This window comes from Hamadaea flava, assembly GCF_024172085.1.
GTDB lineage: Bacteria > Actinomycetota > Actinomycetes > Mycobacteriales > Micromonosporaceae > Hamadaea > Hamadaea flava.
Genome location: NZ_JAMZDZ010000001.1, coordinates 7,441,127 through 7,459,300 on the forward strand (window position 1 = coordinate 7,441,127; position 18,174 = coordinate 7,459,300).

12 protein-coding genes are annotated in these 18,174 nt (G+C 63.8%); 10 read left to right on the forward strand and 2 right to left on the reverse strand.

Going from position 1 to position 18,174, the window contains the following annotated elements:
• Positions 1 to 104 precede the first annotated feature (104 nt).
• The 4 genes from HDA40_RS34810 (at position 105) to HDA40_RS34825 (ending at position 11,065) form a co-directional block, all read left to right on the forward strand.
• Positions 105 to 3,092, forward strand: a complete 2,988-nt coding sequence (locus HDA40_RS34810; protein WP_253762066.1) for a helicase-related protein — start codon at positions 105 to 107, stop codon at positions 3,090 to 3,092.
• A complete protein-coding gene (locus HDA40_RS34815) occupies positions 3,089 to 5,887 on the forward strand; it encodes a DUF8807 domain-containing protein (RefSeq protein ID WP_253762067.1) in 2,799 nt (932 codons plus the stop codon). Before HDA40_RS34810 ends, HDA40_RS34815 begins: the two co-directional genes overlap by 4 nt.
• The gene (locus HDA40_RS34820; RefSeq protein ID WP_253762068.1) at positions 5,884 to 8,814 is read left to right on the forward strand and encodes a DUF499 family protein; all 2,931 of its coding nucleotides are present in this window, start codon (positions 5,884 to 5,886) and stop codon (positions 8,812 to 8,814) included. Before HDA40_RS34815 ends, HDA40_RS34820 begins: the two co-directional genes overlap by 4 nt.
• Positions 8,815 to 8,953: 139 nt before the next feature.
• Entirely contained in the window at positions 8,954 to 11,065 is a 2,112-nt protein-coding gene (locus HDA40_RS34825) for an RNA-binding domain-containing protein (protein ID WP_253762070.1), read from the forward strand.
• Between the two features lie 350 nt (positions 11,066 to 11,415).
• Here the strand turns inward: HDA40_RS34825 and HDA40_RS34830 are convergent, their stop codons facing one another.
• Complete coding sequence (locus tag HDA40_RS34830) at positions 11,416 to 11,916, reverse strand: DUF456 domain-containing protein (protein WP_253762072.1); 501 nt, start codon at positions 11,914 to 11,916, stop codon at positions 11,416 to 11,418.
• An 86-nt stretch (positions 11,917 to 12,002) separates the two neighbouring features.
• Here HDA40_RS34830 and HDA40_RS34835 point away from each other — a divergent pair, with 86 nt between their 5' ends.
• Positions 12,003 to 12,572 carry a GNAT family N-acetyltransferase gene (locus HDA40_RS34835; RefSeq protein ID WP_253762074.1) on the forward strand — a complete coding sequence of 190 codons (570 nt, stop codon included), beginning with the start codon at positions 12,003 to 12,005 and terminating at the stop codon, positions 12,570 to 12,572.
• On the opposite strand, the gene HDA40_RS34840 is transcribed toward HDA40_RS34835, so the two are convergent.
• Positions 12,569 to 14,143: a helix-turn-helix domain-containing protein gene (locus HDA40_RS34840; RefSeq protein WP_253762075.1), complete on the reverse strand. Its 1,575-nt coding sequence runs from the start codon at positions 14,141 to 14,143 to the stop codon at positions 12,569 to 12,571. The two genes, HDA40_RS34835 and HDA40_RS34840, sit on opposite strands and share 4 nt — an antisense overlap.
• A 406-nt stretch (positions 14,144 to 14,549) precedes the next feature.
• Between HDA40_RS34840 and HDA40_RS34845 the strand changes: the two genes are divergently transcribed.
• The 5 genes from HDA40_RS34845 to HDA40_RS34865 all read left to right on the forward strand — a co-directional run bounded on the left by HDA40_RS34845 (position 14,550) and on the right by HDA40_RS34865 (position 18,157).
• Positions 14,550 to 14,873 (forward strand): hypothetical protein, encoded by a 324-nt coding sequence (locus HDA40_RS34845; protein ID WP_253762076.1) that lies wholly within the window; start codon positions 14,550 to 14,552, stop codon positions 14,871 to 14,873.
• Positions 14,873 to 15,541: a helix-turn-helix domain-containing protein gene (locus tag HDA40_RS34850; RefSeq protein WP_253762078.1), complete on the forward strand. Its 669-nt coding sequence runs from the start codon at positions 14,873 to 14,875 to the stop codon at positions 15,539 to 15,541. Before HDA40_RS34845 ends, HDA40_RS34850 begins: the two co-directional genes overlap by 1 nt.
• 433 nt (positions 15,542 to 15,974) lie before the next feature.
• Complete coding sequence (locus HDA40_RS34855; RefSeq protein WP_253762080.1) at positions 15,975 to 16,634, forward strand: DUF2637 domain-containing protein; 660 nt, start codon at positions 15,975 to 15,977, stop codon at positions 16,632 to 16,634.
• A gap of 382 nt (positions 16,635 to 17,016) precedes the next feature.
• Positions 17,017 to 17,919, forward strand: a complete 903-nt coding sequence (locus HDA40_RS34860; protein WP_253762081.1) for a replication-relaxation family protein — start codon at positions 17,017 to 17,019, stop codon at positions 17,917 to 17,919.
• Entirely contained in the window at positions 17,912 to 18,157 is a 246-nt protein-coding gene (locus HDA40_RS34865) for a hypothetical protein (protein ID WP_253762082.1), read from the forward strand. Before HDA40_RS34860 ends, HDA40_RS34865 begins: the two co-directional genes overlap by 8 nt.
• The last annotated feature ends 17 nt before the right edge of the window (positions 18,158 to 18,174 follow it).

Sequence of the window (18,174 nt, forward strand, 5' to 3'; positions counted from 1 at the left end):
GTGAGGCTTCGCTTGATATCGACCAGGTAAGTCGCGCTCTCATACCGATCAATGATGCGGGTGGACATCCGGGACGGGCATTGACCGGCCTCTGGGGCCGCTGGATGCAGTACGCGGTACCCCGTATCCGTTCCGCAGTGCTGGCCACGAGGCCACTGCGGCCTTACGCGCACCAGGATGAGGCCGTCTTCATCCACATGCTCGCCCAGCCACGCCTGCGGTTCCTGCTCGCTGACGAGCCCGGCACCGGCAAGACCATCATGACCGGAATGTACCTAGCCGAGGGGGCTCGCCGAGGACTAATCCCCGGGCGCACCGTCATCGTCGTTCCGGCTCATCTAGTGGAGAAGTGGCGCCGGGACCTGCGCCGGTACTTCGCGATCGAGGCTGACCGGCTCACCCCGGAACTTGCCCGCGACCCAAAGGATCTCGACCCGCGCGTCAGCGTGTGGGTCGTCTCGGTTGATTTGTATACCTACAACGGCGACGTGCGTCGCAAAGTCGCGGGTGCCCGGGCCTCCTGGTCGCTTGCCGTCTTCGATGAGGCGCACAGGTTGACTCCTACCTCCCAGTACCTCACTGCGGCCCGGGAACTGGCGGCCCGCACCCATCATCTCTTGTTGCTCACGGCTACCCCGCATCGAGGCAAGGAAGGGTTCTTCCGAGGATTGCTTAATCTCCTCGACCCGACCCTCTATCCGTGGGATCCGCGGCAGACGGACTACGAAACAGCGCTGCGTCCTAGCACTTTGTCGTTCCTGCGTCGAATGAAAGAGGAGCTGAAGGACCTCGAGGGACGTCCGCTGTTCCCGCCGCGCTACGCCGAGACCGTCCCGGTCGACCTGACGGGCCCGGAGCAGGCGGCATACACCGCGGTCATGGACTACGTCGACAGCTTCTACGGCGAGAACGCCACGCTGGCGCGGTCCATCTATGGTAAGCGCGCCGCGTCGTCCATGGTCGCCGCCATGGCGACCATCCGTCGCCGCGAGGAGGCGCTTCGCGGCCCAGCAAGTAGCCGTTCCGACGCGCTTGTCCCCGAGGAGTTCGTCGGTGATGGGGTAAACCTACAGCTTGAGGTCGCAGACGATGAGGCGTGGCAGCGAGCTGAGGACGCCGTGGTCACAGCACGCAGTAAGGACAAGGGCAAGGAGCTCGACCGAATCGAAGCCGTCCTTGAGGCGCTGCGGGTGGCCACCGCCGCAGGTATGCCGACCAAGTGGTTGCGCACGCGCGAGCTCATAGAGCGACACGGGATCCTCCCTGGGAACGGCCAGTTGCTGGTGTTCACCGAATTCGCAGACACCGCGCGTTGGCTGGCAACCATATTCATTGACGCCGGCTTCACTGCCGACACGCTCGAAGGTGCGGTAGGACACCGGGAGCGAGACCAGCTGCAGCAGCGGTTCCTCGACGGTGACTTCCAGGTGCTGGTTAGCACCGATGCTGGCGGCGAAGGCATCGACCTTCAGAGTGCGAATGTCATGATCGACTGGGACATTCCCTGGTCTCTTGTCCGCCTCGAACAGCGTATGGGGCGGTTGCACCGCATCGGCCAGACCCGGCCGGTGCACATCTATCACCTGGTTTCGCCGGCTACCCGCGAAGGCCGTGTCCAAGAGGTCATGCTCCAGAATCTGGAGAGCGCTGGCGATGCGCTCGGCGGTCGGATATTCGACCTGCTGGACGCGACTGCCGCCCGCGCAGGGTTCGACTACGGCCGCGCCCTCGTCGAGGCCCAGAAGTCTGGGATTACCGCACACATCCCCATGCCCGGTGCGCAGGAGTTGCTCGCAGCAGCCCGTGAGCTTGTGGCTGATGAGGACCGACTGCATACACCAGCGAACACCGCAGCTGCGATGGCGCGGTTCCGCGCCGACCGGCTGGAAGCCATCAACCCGGTCATCGTGGACACATTTTTCGACCAGCTTGCCCGCTCCCACAGCTGGCAGCTAGGGCCGGGGCCGGCAAAGGGAATCCGCAAAGTAACCTCGCGTGCTCCGCTGCCCGCTGCGCTCGGCGGCTCCACTAGTCGGCTCGTCGCCGCCGACGGTGCATCGGTGCGGCAGGCCATCAATGAAGGTGCCCATGGCCTGGACGAGGTAGTCGTCCTCGGTCCGACTGAAGAACCGTTCGCCGAGCTGGTGGACCTCGCGCTGCGCGATGGCGAAGCCGAGCTGATCCGCGGCACCTATCTCGTCGACACCGCTGCCCTCACCAGCTACACGCTGCTCATCTACGACGCCGAGGTCGAAGTCCACGATGGCATTCGGCGGCTGCGCCGCAAAGCGCCGCTGCTCATCCGGTTTTCCGGTGCTGGAGCGTTTGAGGTCGCCTGGGAGTCGCTGATGACCCTGCAGCCCGGCACCACGGACGCCGCCGGCGGCAGCCTAACGCCGGCGATTCGCATCGAGGGGCTTTCACAGGCGCAGGCGGCACTGACGCGGGAACTCGACCGGCAGCGTGCCGAACGGACGGCGTGGGTGGAGAAGGCCCGCGAGCAGCTCGACCAGGTCGAATACCGCTACCTCGATGAGCTCGACGAGCTTCCCGCAGAGGTGCGGCGCGAGCGGCGCGAACAATTCGCCATCCTCAAGGCCGACCGTGTCAGGCAGCTCGAAGACATCGGCAAGGTCACCGGTACGGCGCCCCGCGTCGTCGGCTGGGCGCACGTCGCCGCTGGCGCCCGCAGTGCCGAGCTCGGGTACGACCCTGATAGCGAGAACGTAGCGGTTGCGACCGTCCTTGAGGAACTCGAGCGCCTGGACTACGCCGTCGACGACCGGCAGACCGCAGGCGTCGGCTACGACCTGTTTGCCCGCCACCGAAACACCGGCGAGCAGAGACTCGTCGAGGTGAAGGGGTTCCACGGCGAGCTCCAGGCAGTGTGGCTGGAGCGGCACGAGTGGGCGCAGGCTCAACAGCGCGGCCAGGACTACTGGCTGTACGTAGTCGTCGACTGCGCCGTTTCGCCCACTGTGGTCGTCCGGGCTCAGGATCCGGCCGGGCGACTTTCAACCGGGCCACGGCGCATCGAACGGTTCCAGATCAAGGTCAGCGACCTGAAGCGGCTAATGAAGGGCGAACAGTGAGCATCGACGAGGTCAAGCGGACGCCTTATGCACCGGCAACTCATGGTGGTGCTGGCGACGTGCGCGAGCGGCTTATCGACCACTGGTTCCCGTGCACCGCCGTCGACGCAGCGGTCGGGACCCCCGCGGGCTCGGGACGGAACGAGAAGGCCATCTTTCCGTGGTTCGCATCACGTCCCATCGCCCAGGCCCGGGCGGCTGTGCTGACCACGTTGTTACCGAACGACGCGGCGCATCGGCAGTCGGTTGAAGCTGCTGTCCGCCATGGCTCTGCCGAGGCCTTCGACCGGCTGGCCGAAGCGGTGACGAAGAATTACCACGGCCGCACCCCTGTAGTAGTCGACATCTTCTCCGGCAGAGGGATGATTCCGCTCGAGGCCGCGCGTGTCGGCGCAACTGCCGTCGGCACTGACTTGAGTCCGGTGGCCACGCTGGCTGGCCGGCTGCTCGCCGACTGGTCGATGCGTGATTGGTCGGCGGAGGCACCGCTTCCGTTCGAAAGCGATGTACCCGCCGTGCTGGACTTCGCCGATACTCATCGCCTCGTATCGGACACACGACTCTTGCATGAGGAGGTCGGGCGCCGGACGCGGCAAGCGCTAGCTAAGTTCTACCCGGCCAACCAGGATGGACGACGACCGTGGGGCTATTTGTGGACGGTGTCCATGCCCTGCGACCAATGCCACCGCCGCTTCCCACTAATCGGCAGCCTCGTACTTCGGCACCCCAACAGCCGGAAGCAGGACCTCGGCCAGGCCATGAGCCTGATCACAGTTGGCGACACCTGGAAGGTCGAGGTCGTGGACGGCCCCGCCAACGGCCAGCCCACCTACTCCTCGGCCGGTAAGAAGGGCAAGAGCGCCCGGTGCCCCTTCTGCAGCCACGTTCACACTCTGGAGACGGTCAAGGCCAAAGGCTTCGCCGGACAGTACGTCGATGAACCGCTGCTCGCAGCAGACTTCGCGAACGGAGACGGAGACGCCAAAAAGCACTTCCGCCAGCTGCGAGACGAGGAGCGGCGGGCCGCACTGTCGGCCAGCCCGGACGAGCTGCCGAAGGCCGGGCAGCTGTCAGCCATCCCCGACGAGGCGATCCCCCCAGGGAATGTCCACACCGTGATGGCCAGCGGTTACGGTTACACCAACTATGGCCAGCTCATGTGCGACCGGCAGACCCTGCTTTTCGGCACCCTGACCGAGCATATCCGCGCCTGCCACGAGGAGATGCTCGATGCCGGCGTCTCCGCCGCCTACGCGAACGCCCTGGCTGGCTTCGCCGCAGCGACCCTCATGCGCGGCCTTCGCTATGCCACACGTGGGGCCCGGTTGCGTTGTCACGGGAAGCCGGACGGGTCAGGAAACAACAACGTGCAGGTCGGCGATCTCTTCGCCAACGAGGCAGTTCTCTCATTCCAGTTCGATTTCTTCGAAGTCGGCATCGGCAAGGGCCCCGGCACGTGGGCCGGACTGACCGAAACCGGCACGACTCCGCTGGCGACGCACCTGCGCGGCCGCCGGGGAACCACGGCACGCCTCCGGCGTGAAAACGCGATGGCCCTCCCGTTCCGCGACGGCACCGTCGATGCAGTGGTGACCGACCCGCCGTACTACGACATGATCGAATACTCCGACGTCTCGGACTACTTCTACGTGTGGCTACGCCGGATCATGGCCGACGTGCAGCCAGACTTGTTCGCCGAGACCATCGGGACGGAAGTCGCGCCGAACTTGCAGAACAAGGATGATGAGATCATCGTCCGACGCGTGTACAACGGTGGCGTCCGCCATGACCGCGAATTTTACGAACGGTCGCTGTCCCGCGCATTCCACGAAGCGCGGCGGGTGCTTCGACCCGACGGGCACCTCGTCGTGGTCTTCGGTCACTCCGACCCGGACGCATGGCTTCGCTTGCTGGGCGCACTCCGCGACGCCGGCTTTGTCGTGACCAGCGCGTGGCCGTCCCGGACGGAGACCTCGAACACCGGCGTTGCGAGCATCAAGGTGACGGTCACGATCGGGTGTCGTGTTGCTGCACCGCAGCGGCCCATCGCTACCGCCGCGCAGGTTGACCGTGAAGTCGCGACGGCTGTGAAGGCTGCGGTGAAGCAGTGGGACGCCGATGGGCTCGCGCTCACCGATCAGCTTATGGCTGCATACGGTCCGGCGATGGAGGTCTACGGCCGGTACAGCAGCGTGCTGCTGCCAAACGGGGAACGAGCGAACCTTGACCGCTACCTCACCTTAGCGCGGACCTCAGTGCGGGACGCTACCGCGCTCAAGCTCGACCAGTTGCCCTTGGAGACTTTCGACGCCCCCACCCGGTTCGCCGTCTTCTGGCAGCGGCTGTACGGCCGTACCGACGTCCCGAAGGGAGAGGCCCGGTTCCTCGCACAGGCTGACAACCTTCGGCTTGAGGACATGCGAGGCGCACTCCTGACCGAAAGCAAGAGCGGGTTCAAGCTTCGCTTGGACGGTCCGGCCACGTTCAGCGACCGGTCTTCGACCTTCGAGATTGCTCGGGTGATGGCGAAGGCCTGGGACGACGGCGGCACCGAAGCGGTAGCCACGGTCCTCGCGAAGTCGGACCGGCAGGCCAACGACGCACACCTATGGGCAGTCGTCGCCGAGATAGTGCGGCAGCTGCCTGCTAGCGACCCGGTTGCAAAGGCTCTCAGCGCGGTGCAACGCAACGCCGGAACCATCGGCACCATGATCCAGTATGCCGCCGCGGTCGCCGATCGAGAGGCTGATGCGCGCGCCCAGCTGACGCTGCCCTTCGAGGAGGATCTGTCGTGACTACGACTGCCACACCTGCTCCGCATTGGGCGGATGTACTCGAGCTGCGCTCCGAGGTACGTACCTCTGAGGGGTCCATCGGCGAGCTGCAGATGAGCTTGTACAAGGCCGTGTACCAGACTGTGGATGTGCCCTACCGTAGGGTCGGCTACTACGGCGACATCACAGAGCCGACTCCCAACCTTGTCGGATTCTTCGCCCGCGTAGCCCGCCGGCTCGGCACTGGCGCCGAAGCCCCGGCCCTGTTCCACCTGGACCAGGGTATGGGAGGCGGCAAGAGCCACGCGCTCGTCGGGCTGTACCACATGGCGAGCAGCCCGGAGGAGTTCTTCGCCACCGAGCTTGGCCAACGGGTGTACGACGAGGCAGCACGCGGTGCGGCCGCCATGGACCTCGCTCGAGCTACTGTCGTCACGCTGACTGCGGACTACTTCAGCCCGGGGAGCACCAACGAGGTGTTCGGCCCGGCGACCAACCTGTTTGAGCGGTTCGTGTGGGCGCTGGTCGGCGGCGATATGGATCGCTACCGGCGCTACATTGACGCCGGTCCGAACAAGGGCACGATTCAGCAGGCGTTGACAGAGAGCGGCCGGCCAGTGCTCATCCTGCTGGACGAGCTCATGGATTACGTCCTGGCGCTCTCCGACGTGGCGCATATCGACACCATGCCGGGCGAAAAGGCGTTCCTGAACGCGCTGATGGACGCCTGCGACGACGTGCCGCGGGTGGCGTTCGTTGTCGTCATGATCCGCTCCGAGCTGGACGAGCGCGGCTACCCACCGCAAGCCCTGGACTTCCGCGACTACGTCGCTGCCCGGCTGGTGCGTAACGGCCAGACCGTGGCCGTCACGGAGGCACAAGACTTCTCCGCCATCATTCGTCGACGGCTGTTCGAGCTCCCCGAGCATGATCTTCCCGTCCACGACCTGACTCGCCGGTACGCCGTTGCGGCTGAGCAGGCCTGGCGCGAGAAGGTGTTCGACAAGCTTGGGCCAAACCGTGGCCTGTCCGGCTTCGAGGAGAGGACAGCAGCCAGCTACCCGTTCCATCCGGAGCTGATGCGACTGGTCCGCGAGGAATGGGCGCAGGTCTCCGGATTCCAGCGAGTCCGCTCCACCGTAGCTATCTTCGCCCGCACCGCACTTCACTGGGTCACTGAGCACAAGGCGGGGCGGTGGTCGCCGCTGCTGATCGGCATCGGGGACATTCCGCTCACTGTTGCCCTCGAGCAGTTGCTGTCGTCCGGGCTGCTGCTCAGCAATGACCGGGCCATCCAGGGCTATCGGGCTGTTGCCAGCACCGACATCACTAGCACAGACGGCCGTACCGGCCGCGCCGTCGTCGTTGACGCATCGCTCCGCCAAGATGGCGTGACCGTAGCGCAGCCCGCGCCAGCCGTCCGGATGGCCACCGCCCTGCTGTGCTACTCGATCGTCGGTCGGCCGCAAGGTCGGCGGGGCGCCACAAAGGCGGAACTGCTGGCTGCCATCTTCGGGCCAGCTGGTGCCGCGGTGCCCTACCCTGCCGCCGACGAAGTGTTCAACAAGCTCACCGGCGACGAAGGGCTCGGCGCGTTGGAGGTCACCACGCCGACCAACGCACCAGCACGGTGGCACCTGTCGATCAAGCAGACACTGCGGATGTATTTCACCGCAGCGATGGCGTTAGTGCCACCAGAGGCCCGGGGGAAGCTGGTTTGGCACGAGGCGCAGCGGCTCGCATCGAAGGGCACCTTCGACGACCTTGTGCTGGTGGATAAACCAGGAGACGACCGGGCGCCGCTGGACAAGGTGTTCGAGGGCGTCGACAGTGCCGAGAACCGCCTTGTGCTCCTCGACCCGCGTCGATGGACACTGCTCAACGGCAAGGACTCCGCCAGCCGCGACGACATCACCGCATTGCTCGGGCTCGGTGACCACCCGCTGCGTGTCGACAACGCCGCTAGCTGTGTGGTCGCCTGCGTCAACACCCAGCGCCGCGACATTGCGCTGAAGCGGGCCGCGGAGGTCCTCGCCTGGCGCGAGGTGATCACGCAACTTACCGACGACACCGAGGACGAGCTCCGGGACGCCCGCAGCAAGCACGACGACGCGGCGGCGAAGCTGCGCCGTGATGTCGAACGTGCGTACCAGCATTACGCCTATCTAGTCCGTGCCGGGGAGCTGTACGTCGAGTTCAAGCGGTTCGATGATGACAGCCGGACCGCGCTTAATGGCGGACACGTGTGGACCGCGCTCCTCGAGGCGGGTCGGGCCACGCTGCCTTCAGCGCTGTCCGCTGGGTACCTGGCCGCGCTCCTGGACGGATTTGATCGTGCGCTGACTCCACGTGAGGTCGTGCAATCGTTCTATAAGAACTCGTCATTCCCGCTGGTCACCTCAACGGATGAGATCCGCCGTGTCCTTTTCGAACTGCTGATCACCGGCTGGGAACTTATTGACGCTGACGGTAACCCGCTGTCGATCACAAGCCCTGGACAGATCTCCATCAACTCGATCAGCCAGACCGTGCGCCGCCGGGTCGAACAGCCGGGTCGGATCCCAAAGCCGCGTGTCCAAACGGTGGACACGTTGGTGCCCAGCGGGATGGTCGCGGCTGGAGGCGGCGCCTCGGTAGTTAGAGACGATGAGTACCGCGCCGATCCTGAACCATCCACCTACACGCCACCACGGCCCTCCGAGCCGGCCGTATACAAGCGATACAGGATCGAGCTGACCAATCGCAGCATCACAAGTGCTGACACGCGCGATCAGGCATGGCAGCTGCTGAAGGAGCTTGCAAAGGTCATCGACAGCGCCAACAGGGCTGATCATCAGCTGCTGAGCCTCGATCTCACCCTGGTTACCGCCGAAGGAGATCAGGGACAGCTCGAAGCGAAGGCTCACGTTCTGGGCGCACAGGTACGCGTCGAAGACGACGACTTCTGACGTCGGAGTTGCTCAGAATTGCATGAATTGTGTCCGAATGTCAGATACCGGCTCCATAATGTCTCTAGTTGTAACCGCACTGATCAGTACGCTTGGCGTTTAACCCAAACTGGTTGTGCGTTCGGGTAACATTCAGTACATGCCGCCCAATCTCGATAAGTTTCGGCAAGTCTTCTTCGGTAGATTCCCGGAGGCCGCGAAGCTCGATAAGGCACTAAGAACATCGGCTAACAGGACGCCACTCTTCTTTTTTCACGAGTCAAGTGATCCTGACCTTAAGAGGTGCTGGCTTGTTCTCGGACGTTTAGGCCCAGAAATGGAGGCAAGCTTTTCCATTAATGGCGAAGTGCTGTTGCTGTTCAGTCCTTATGACGACTTCCAGCGACGGACATTTAACAAACTCATGAGCGAAGCCAGGAAGGAGGTTGCGGCGGCGCAGCGGCGCATATATGGTACCGTGCGGTTTACGCCCGATTCTCATTTGGCACTGATCTCGTCCCAAGACCCAGCTCTAGACAAACACATCAAAGCGTGGAATGCCGACAGGTCCTCTTCGCTGGTAGCTAGCATCCCTGCACTCGACGGTGACATCGACGCCGTTGGGCCACTTTTGCGGAGATCGATTGCTAATGTGCTGGCATCGAGGGATCTGTACGGAGGCAAGGACCCGGTATCGGGTAGAGACTTTTTCGGTCGAATAGACACGATACAGACCGTAACCGCCGAACTTAGGAGCGGCCATTCAGTTGGTCTATTTGGACTGCGCCGCTCCGGCAAGACATCACTGCTCCGCGAACTGCAATACAGGGAAGAATCGGCGGGCCTTGCGCTGGTGCTCACGGACCTGGAATCGGCAGATTCGATCGACGAAGTCCCGCATCAAATGTCGCGAGACCTTGTGGACGCATTGCGTGGCATTCGTCAATCTCGCTCAGACGTTTGGCTCGGGCCCGAAAGCGATCACGGAGCTGCAACCTTTGGCGCTCTGTCCGCACGCCTCATCCGAATAGCGAAGAAGAACCCAGATCTTCTTTTCGTGGCTGCGATTGACGAGGTAGAGAACCTACGCCGACTTGCGCGAGAATCACCGGACAAGGTTCGCCTGTTTCTTGGTGCGCTTCGACGGGCGGCGCAGGCATCGGACAACATTTCCTTGTTCTTCACTGGGTTGACGACTGAGTTCTTTGATCAAAGCATGATCGCAGGCGAGGTCGATAACCCATTGTTTGGTTTTGTTGACTCACACTATCTCCCGCCCTTCAGTAAATCGGAATCGGCTGAGCTAGTTAGGGACCTGGGAAGCCTGATGATGCTCGACTGGTCACCAGAAGCGCTCGCTTCCGTGCATCAGTTCACGGGAGGGTTTCCCTTCTTCGTACGAGACCTTTCATCAGCAGTGCGGAAGCTTGTACTAGAGGAACGCCCTCCAGATTCCGACCTGGCGGGCCGACTCGATGTGCATGAGCATCACGTTGCGCGTGCATATGCCACCTGGACGGACGGTGCTGGGAAGAAATGGTCTGAGATTCTGCGTTCACTTGCCTCGTACCATCCGGTGATGGAGGAAATGTTGCGCGCTAAATCTGAGCACCAAATGAGCGAATGGAGAAACATCGGCATTGAGGGCGACGCGGCAGTTTCTGCGCTCACCAAGCTGGGATTGGTCTACGTTGACGAAGAAGGGCGGTTGAGATGGTCCGAGAGCCTTGGCGCGCTGAAGGCTCTTGGTGGCAAGACGGAAGCGCCTTTGGCTGATATCCAAACAAAGATCGGTCTTCGTGACCTTCTGGCTCAACCGGAGAGCGCCCACCTTGAGTTTAAATCGACAGCTCGATGGAACCTTCGGAGCGAGAAGAAGGACCCTGCCATAGAGGATGCGGTCCTCAAGACAGTCGCGGCGTTTCTCAACACGGATGGTGGGACCCTTATCATCGGAGTGGATGATGGCGGTATAGTTCGGGGAATCACTGAAGACCTCCGGACATGTCGCGACAGCATGGATCAATACGAGCGGTGGCTTATGGGCAACCTGTTATCGGATCGCATCGGAGCTGACGTGATTTCTCAGTACGTGAGATTCAGGTCGGTTTCCCTTGATGGAAAAGTTGTCGTCGTGCTTGAGGCGGCAAAGTCCGAGAATATTGTTTGGGTCACTACTGGGAGCGATGAAGCGCTTTACGTCAGGAACGGCAATGAGACAAGGCAGCTGTCCGGCAAGAAGATTATTGAATTCGCTCAACTGCGCAAATAGAGAGCCAGTTTGGGGAACTCGTGCGTTACTAACGCAGATGGGGACCAGAGCGCGAATGGGTCCAACTCCGGTATTCTCCTTCGAGGTGACTGGATTTGCCTACGAGACCCACCGGTTGTACTCGCCTGCGGGTGTCGAGAGATCCACTCCAAGATGAAGTCGGCTCCAACAGTTCGATAACCAACTGTGCAGGCTTGTCGCGGAATATCTGCGGGTATCTTCCCGGCGTCTAGTCGCCACGCCGCTCAATGAGCTATCACTCGCTAGACGTCCGCTGGCCACAGGTGTCGCGGAGCACGGCTAGTGCGACCCGACGGCCCCGCTTTGCAGACAGTGTCCCCAGATCGGGGTCAAGCGGCCATGGCGCCGACGACCCAGGTGACGGCGATGATCAGGGCGGCGGCCAGCTCGATCAGCATGGACAGGCCGACGGCTTTGACGGCGTGCCACGTCGCGGCCCAGGCCGGCTTGAGGTCGCGTTGGCGGACCCATTCGGCGAGCAGGATGCCGAGGACGAAGCCGAGCGGCAGGCCGACGACGGGGACGACGAAGAAGCCGACGATGCCGAGCAGACCGCCCGCGACGAGCGACCAGTTCGGCACGCCGCTCTGCTTGAGGCGGCGGCCGGGCCAGGCGTACTTGGCGGCGGTGCCAGCCAGGGCGACGAAGGTCGCGATGAACAGCACGAGCCAGCGGCCCCAGCCCGCGTCGGAGAACAACGCCCAGACGAGCACGGCAGCCCAACTCAACACCAAACCTGGGACGACTGGAACCACTACTCCGACGGTTCCAATCAGGATCGCCAAGGCGCAGACGAGGGTCAGCGTGCTCTGCGTATCGGTCAGGTCCACGGTGTCTAGGTTCGCATGTTCACGCCAACCCTGCCGTGCGGCGGGAGCGCATTCCGTCAGATCGCGGCTCCTCGTAGGCTGCCCTCATGGATGACGTGGTGATCTCGCTATTCGACAGCACAAGCGGTCGTGAGCTGGTTGACGCGATCTGCGACGTCTATGACGAGGTGTTCTCGGCGCCGCCGTTCTTCTGGCGGGACGATGAGTCCGATCTTCATCGTGATCGGCTCATCGGGCTGTTCGATGATCCGTCCTTTGGCCTTGCTGTCGCGATGGAGGGTGACGACCTCGTGGGCTTCGCATACGGCTTCACGGTCCCGTCGGACACGCAGCGTTGGCATCGCCTGGTAGAGCAAGTGGACCCCGAGGTCGCCCGGGAGTGGCCGGGCCGGACGTTCATGCTCTTCGACTATGCGGTCTTGGCCGCCCATCGCGGACGGGGCATTGGCAGGAGGCTACACGACGTTCTGCTTGCGAGTCGATCGGAGGAGCGTGCGACGCTGACAGTCCAGCCAACTGCCCTCGAGACTAAGCGCCTCTATGAACGGTGGGGCTGGCGGACGATCGGCCAGATCGAGGGCGGACCGACGGCTGCAGCACCACTGTTCGACTGCTACCTTCGCGACAGCTTAGACGATCTCCGTGAGTCGAGTTAGGTCGTCAGCCCGTACGCGACCATCTGCTCGGATACTTGCCGTACCTCAGGGACATGCGTCCACTGAGCGAGTTCCTTCGTTCCGCGACGGAGGCGCTGTATCAACCGAGCCGACTGATTGTGGCTGGCAAGCTGTACCGCGACGGTCATCGCCTGGGCTGCCCGTGAGATGTCCGGTTTGGCGGCGCGCATCCGGCATACTCCCAACCGTAGCGAGGTCAGCGCCAGGTTCCGGACGAACGTCGGGTCGATGTCGGCCAGCGCTTGTTCGGCGACCGTGGCCCCGTGCTCATAACTGCCGAGGTAGAGGTGGCAGGTGCTCTCGGTACTCGCGAGCTGGCCGACGTTGTAGAAGTAGACCAAGCCGGTCGGGCTGCCCGCCGAGTTGCTGACGATTGTGCGGGCTGACTCGATGGCGCTCAGGGCAGCTGTTTGCTGCCCATCCATGGCGTAGGCGCGAGCGGCGACGTCGAACGCATACGCCCTCAGATGATCGTCCTCCGTGCGCATTGCCCACCCGCCTGCGGCCAACGCGTGGTCAATGCCAGTACGCGGCTGGCCACGCCACGTTGCGAGATGGCTCATGTTGCACAGCACGAGGGCGCCGAGCTCCGTGTTGTGGGCTTCGTGAGCCGCCGTCCGTGCGTGTTCGAAGTAGGTGTTGGCGGAGTCGAAGTCGTTGAGGTCGAACGACAGCCAACCGGCGAAGCGCAGCAGGTTCGCGTAAAGGGAGAGCAGTCGATCCCGCGTGATGCCGGCCACCGCAGGGAGAAGACTGCGGACGAGGCTGCGCTGAGCCAGGGTGGTCTCCAGCGCTGCTGCGGGTCCAAGCGTGTCGTCCTGCCGCATACAGCGCCAGAGGACCGCCTCGATGTGATCGATCGTGTTGTCGTCGACGCGTGACGGGCTGGCGAGCGCGGAAACGGTTCGTTCTTGTTCGTCCGGGTCCAACCCGATGAGGACGGGAGCGGCGGCTGCGGCTGCGGCGGCGAAGCTAAGCCAATGAAGAATGTCGCGACGGTGCATGCGTTGGGCCCACTCGATGAGTTCCTGCACGAGTCGCTGGTAGTCGGCCTCGTTGGCGACCAGGTGAGATCCAGACGACGAGATGACGGCGTCGACCCGGCTGACGATGTCGATGGGCTGGACGCTGTTGGTGCGGTCGCCGACGGCCACAGCCGCCGTGGCCGCCTCAGGGCTGACGGCGGTCACCGCGTCGTAAGCCGTGAAGTCCGCGCCGTCGAGTAGGGCGGCAGCGCTGCACTGATAGATCTGAGCAAGCTTGTTCAGATCCTCGATGGAGGGTGGACGGCCGCTGGCGGACGGCCATGCCTCCCAGTAAGAGATCTGTTTGTGCGTCACGGGCCGGTCGGAGGGGAACAGCTGATTCCACCGATCCGCGACCCTTTGCTGGGTCAGCCCCAGTGCCTGGCGGTAGGCCACGCGTGAGTTGACGTTGAAGCGGGCGCGGACGATCGCCGCGATTCGGTCGGTCGTTGCCCCGCGGTCGGTCAGGTCGGCCCGAATCGCCGCCAGCTCTGCCCGGCGGCTGCGGTACGCAGCCCGTGGCATGATCGCTCCTCCGCATTGAAGCGCCGATAGGGATCGTGCACGCTGCATCGTAGGTCGGAGCGGACGGGTTCTGCATCCATCGTTGCGGATATTCCACGGCTGCGTGGATTTCCCGCCGCAGGTTCCGCGTCACCGTGGTGCCACCTTGCGTAACCATCGATAACGATCATCCCAAGCTTAGGAGCAGGCTTGGGAGGGTCCATAGTGCCAATACAAGACCGCGCAATGCGCCTGGCCGAGCTGGGGCCCCGGAAGATTGGACTCGACGCGTCGATGCCATTGCCCGTCGCAGCCATGGCCATGGGCGCGGCCGCCATCCTGGTCGTCCGGACGGCGAACTCTTCGCGCGACACGGCCACGCTGCGTCGGATCCTCGCTCACCTGCAAACGATGTGAGGAGATAGCGGTGCTCGAACTAGCAAGACCCTCTACGGCAGAGGCCGCTCTGTGCTGGCCGCTATTGGGCAGCCACAGCGCCCCGCGCCAGCGGATCTTCGACGCGCTACTTGCAGGGCCGAAGCGCGTGTGGACGGTGTCCGCATTGGCCAGCGAGGTTCCAGATGTTTCCGTCGAAGCTGTACGCACGACGCTGTACCTGATGATGGGCGATCAGCTTGTCGAGGTCCTACCAGGGCAGCGCAACCTGACATTGCGCCTGACCAGACGCGGAATCGACGTGATTAGCGAAATCATCGAACGTTGGGCTGCGGCCGAAGAAGGAGCCGAGTGATGAGGAGACTTGGTGCCGTCACGGATGGACGCAATCCGAGACTGCGCAGGGCCATGCGCGCAGCCGGGCTAGACCACGTCCAGCTTGCGCTGGAGGTCGGCTGCAATCCCAAGACCGCACAGCGCTGGTACTACGAAGGCCGCGTCCCGCACCGTACGCGAGCGGAGTCGGTTGCGAACGTCCTCGACGTGCCGGTGGAGTGGCTGTTTCCTTCCCTGGGGAGCGGCGCGGCGGACGCCCGAACGGCTGGCGACCGCTACGAGCTGTACAACCACCTCGGTGAGGTGCCCGACCATCTCCTCAACGGACTGATCATGTCGGCTCAGCGCGAGATCGACGTCGTAAGCGCCAACAACGCATTCCTCGAGCTGTTCGCTTCTCCCGCACTCGACTGCTCCGGATGGCTGCGTGCCCGTGTGCTTGTGTCGCCGGACTGCGGCTGGCGCCCGAGTGTCCCGGACGCGGACGATCAGGTAGAGCTGCGTACCGCCGAGAAGCTGACGTTCGGATCGATGCTGCGGGCTGATGACGCCATGCTGATCATCGCCAGCCTTCTCGGCGAGGAGGAACCCCAGTCGCCCGCTCTCATGATCTTTCGGGCCGGCAAACCGGGCATCTTCGACTCATGCGCCCTTCGGTTCGAGCGGCTTTGGAGGTCGGCTGGGTAGCCGCTCCCGCTCCTTCTTCAGTCCGGCACCACAGCGCGATCGGGGTCGGCCGCCGAAGTCGGGATCTTACGAGTGCCGCTGACAGAACTCCCTCTGTCAGCGGCACTCGCATCGCTGTGACCAGCACTGTCAGCAAGGTGACGCAGATCACGCACCCTGCGACCGTTCGATTCGGCTGACAGAAAGCCCTTTAGGGAGTGAGGGACGCTCACCAAGGACCGCTGCCGACGGCGGTCCTTCTCGCCAATGAGAGGAGGTTCCGTGTCCAACTCAAACGACAACACGGCGGACTCCCCGCCGACCTTGGAGGGTTATGACTGACACACACCAACCCCGGACCACAACCAAAACCGAGTATCGGGCTCACCCACGGCGGCCCGTTGCAGTCGCGCCGAACCTGTCACGGGCCGAGGGCGCGGCTCAGACGGTGATGATGTTAGCCATCGCCGTTGCGGCGGGGGCGGCATCGTTCCGGCACGTTCATGACGTAGCGGCAGCGCATGGCCAGCCCGGCTGGCTCGCCTGGACCGATGCGGTGACGCTCGAACTGGCCTCGATCGCCGCCGGCCTCGACCTGCGCCGACGCAAGCGGGTGGGCAAGAGCGTCGGATTCCCCGCCACGGCCCTCACGGTGGCGGTGGCTCTCTCACTGTCAGCGCAGGTCGTCGAGGCCGAGCAGTCGATGATCGGCTGGCTGTCCGCGGCGCTTCCAGCACTCGGTTTTCTGTCGATGGTCAAGATGGCCCTCGGCCGGGCTGACCCTGGGCCTGATCCGAAGTTGGGCCGACCGGGTCGTGGTCCAGGACTCCTTGGCGCCGATGCCGACCATGTCCGGCTCACAACGGACCGTCCTGGACCGGTCCACGCTGACCGCGGACGTGGGTTCGTTGGTCCCGGCGGCACGCTCTGCCGCAGAGGTTCTTTCCGTACGAGGCGTCGTGCTCAACCGCGCGAACCTCGCCGCCCAACTACGAGAGGAGGGGCACCCGCTTTCTACCGCCTCCGCGACGGCCCTCCTGCGAATTCTCCGTTCGGAGCGAGCCGACGCAACGAAACCGCCTGGTGGCACCGACCGAGCCGGGCAATCCGCTGACAGGACCATTGCGAGCGCAGCGCCTCACCCCGCCGAGGAGGGCCACTCCTCGGGCGAAATCGAAAACCCAACCAGCAAAGGAATCGCGCCATGATGATCTTTATTCGACCTGCTGTCAGCCAAGGGCGCTGGAGCCCGGAGTTGACCGCGGTGAACTCCGGTCCGTCCGCTTCCAGTGCCCGTCAGCGGCTCAGCGTGGACCGCCATTTGGTCCTCCGTCTTGAGGCCGACCCCCGGACGGACACCACCGATCGCCCAACACTGCACGACAACCTAATCGGCTATCGACCATTGACGACCCAGACGAACCTGCTTCTGGGGGTTCCCCCGGGGGGTGCATATGTCTATTCGAACGAGTAGCAGCAGGCTCCAGATTCCGCCCTTGCTGCGGCTGCAGAACTCCATCACCGCACGTGACGACCGACTGCTCGGCTGGCTTTACGACCACGGCGTCCTCACGACCGAACAGATCGCCAAGGCCCTATTCCCGTCGCTCGACTTCGCCCAACGTCGCCTCCTGAGGCTCGCGGGACTCGGGCTCATCACGAGATTCCGGCCGAACCGACTGGACGGCGGCTCCTACTCGTACCACTATGTCCTGGCTCAACTCGGCTACGAGCACGTCATGGGACAGCGTGGACTGGGCTTTCCTCGACGAGACCAGGCCAAGCGCCGCCTCCAGTCGCTGATCTCCCGAGCGGATCTACCGCATCTGCTCGGCGGCAACAATGTGTTCATCGAACTCGCCCGCCACGAACGCACACACCCCGGTGCGAAGCTCGCCGATTGGCTTCCGGCATCGCACTTCCACAACACCGGATCGTTCTATCGGCCGGGCTCGCAACTAAGAATCATGACCCAGGAGACCAAGGTGCCGAGGCCGGATGGTGCGGCCGTGTGGGCGGACGACGGAAAGGCAGTGCCCTTCTTCCTGGAGTTCGACACCGGGACCGAACGTCTGGACGTCCTGGAAGAGAAGGTCGACAAGTACTGGCAGCTTGCTCAGTACGCCGAAGTGTGGGCCTGGCCCATGGTCATGGTGCTGCCTTCCATAGCCCGAGAACGGCACTTCCATGAGCGTCTCCCCGGCGATCCAGAGGTCGTCGTAGCGACTACCGCTCTGGAATATCTCCAAGTCCTCGGGAAGTCGCCCGCCGACGATGTCTGGCGACTGCTAGGGAGCGGACCTGAGCGAGTACGCCTCGTCGAGCTGCCCTATATCGACGCCGAGCACGACCGACGCTGGAGCGACCTCTCACGGCTGGGCCTGGAGGCTCATGGCTGAACCCGAAACCGCCGGCCCGAGCAAGCGCATCCCACGCCAGCGTGGGCCGACTAGCTACGTGCGGGCCAAACCCGCGCAGACCAAGGAGGACACCCGTAAGAAGGCGAAGACCACGACCGACGCGGCGATCGAAGCAGCCGCCGAACGTTTGGCTGCCGAGGCACCGCCGCTGAGCGCGGAGCAGCGCGCTCGACTCGCCGAGCTCTTCGCCGTCGTCGTCAACCGTTACAGCGGCTGACATGCCATCGGGTCGCG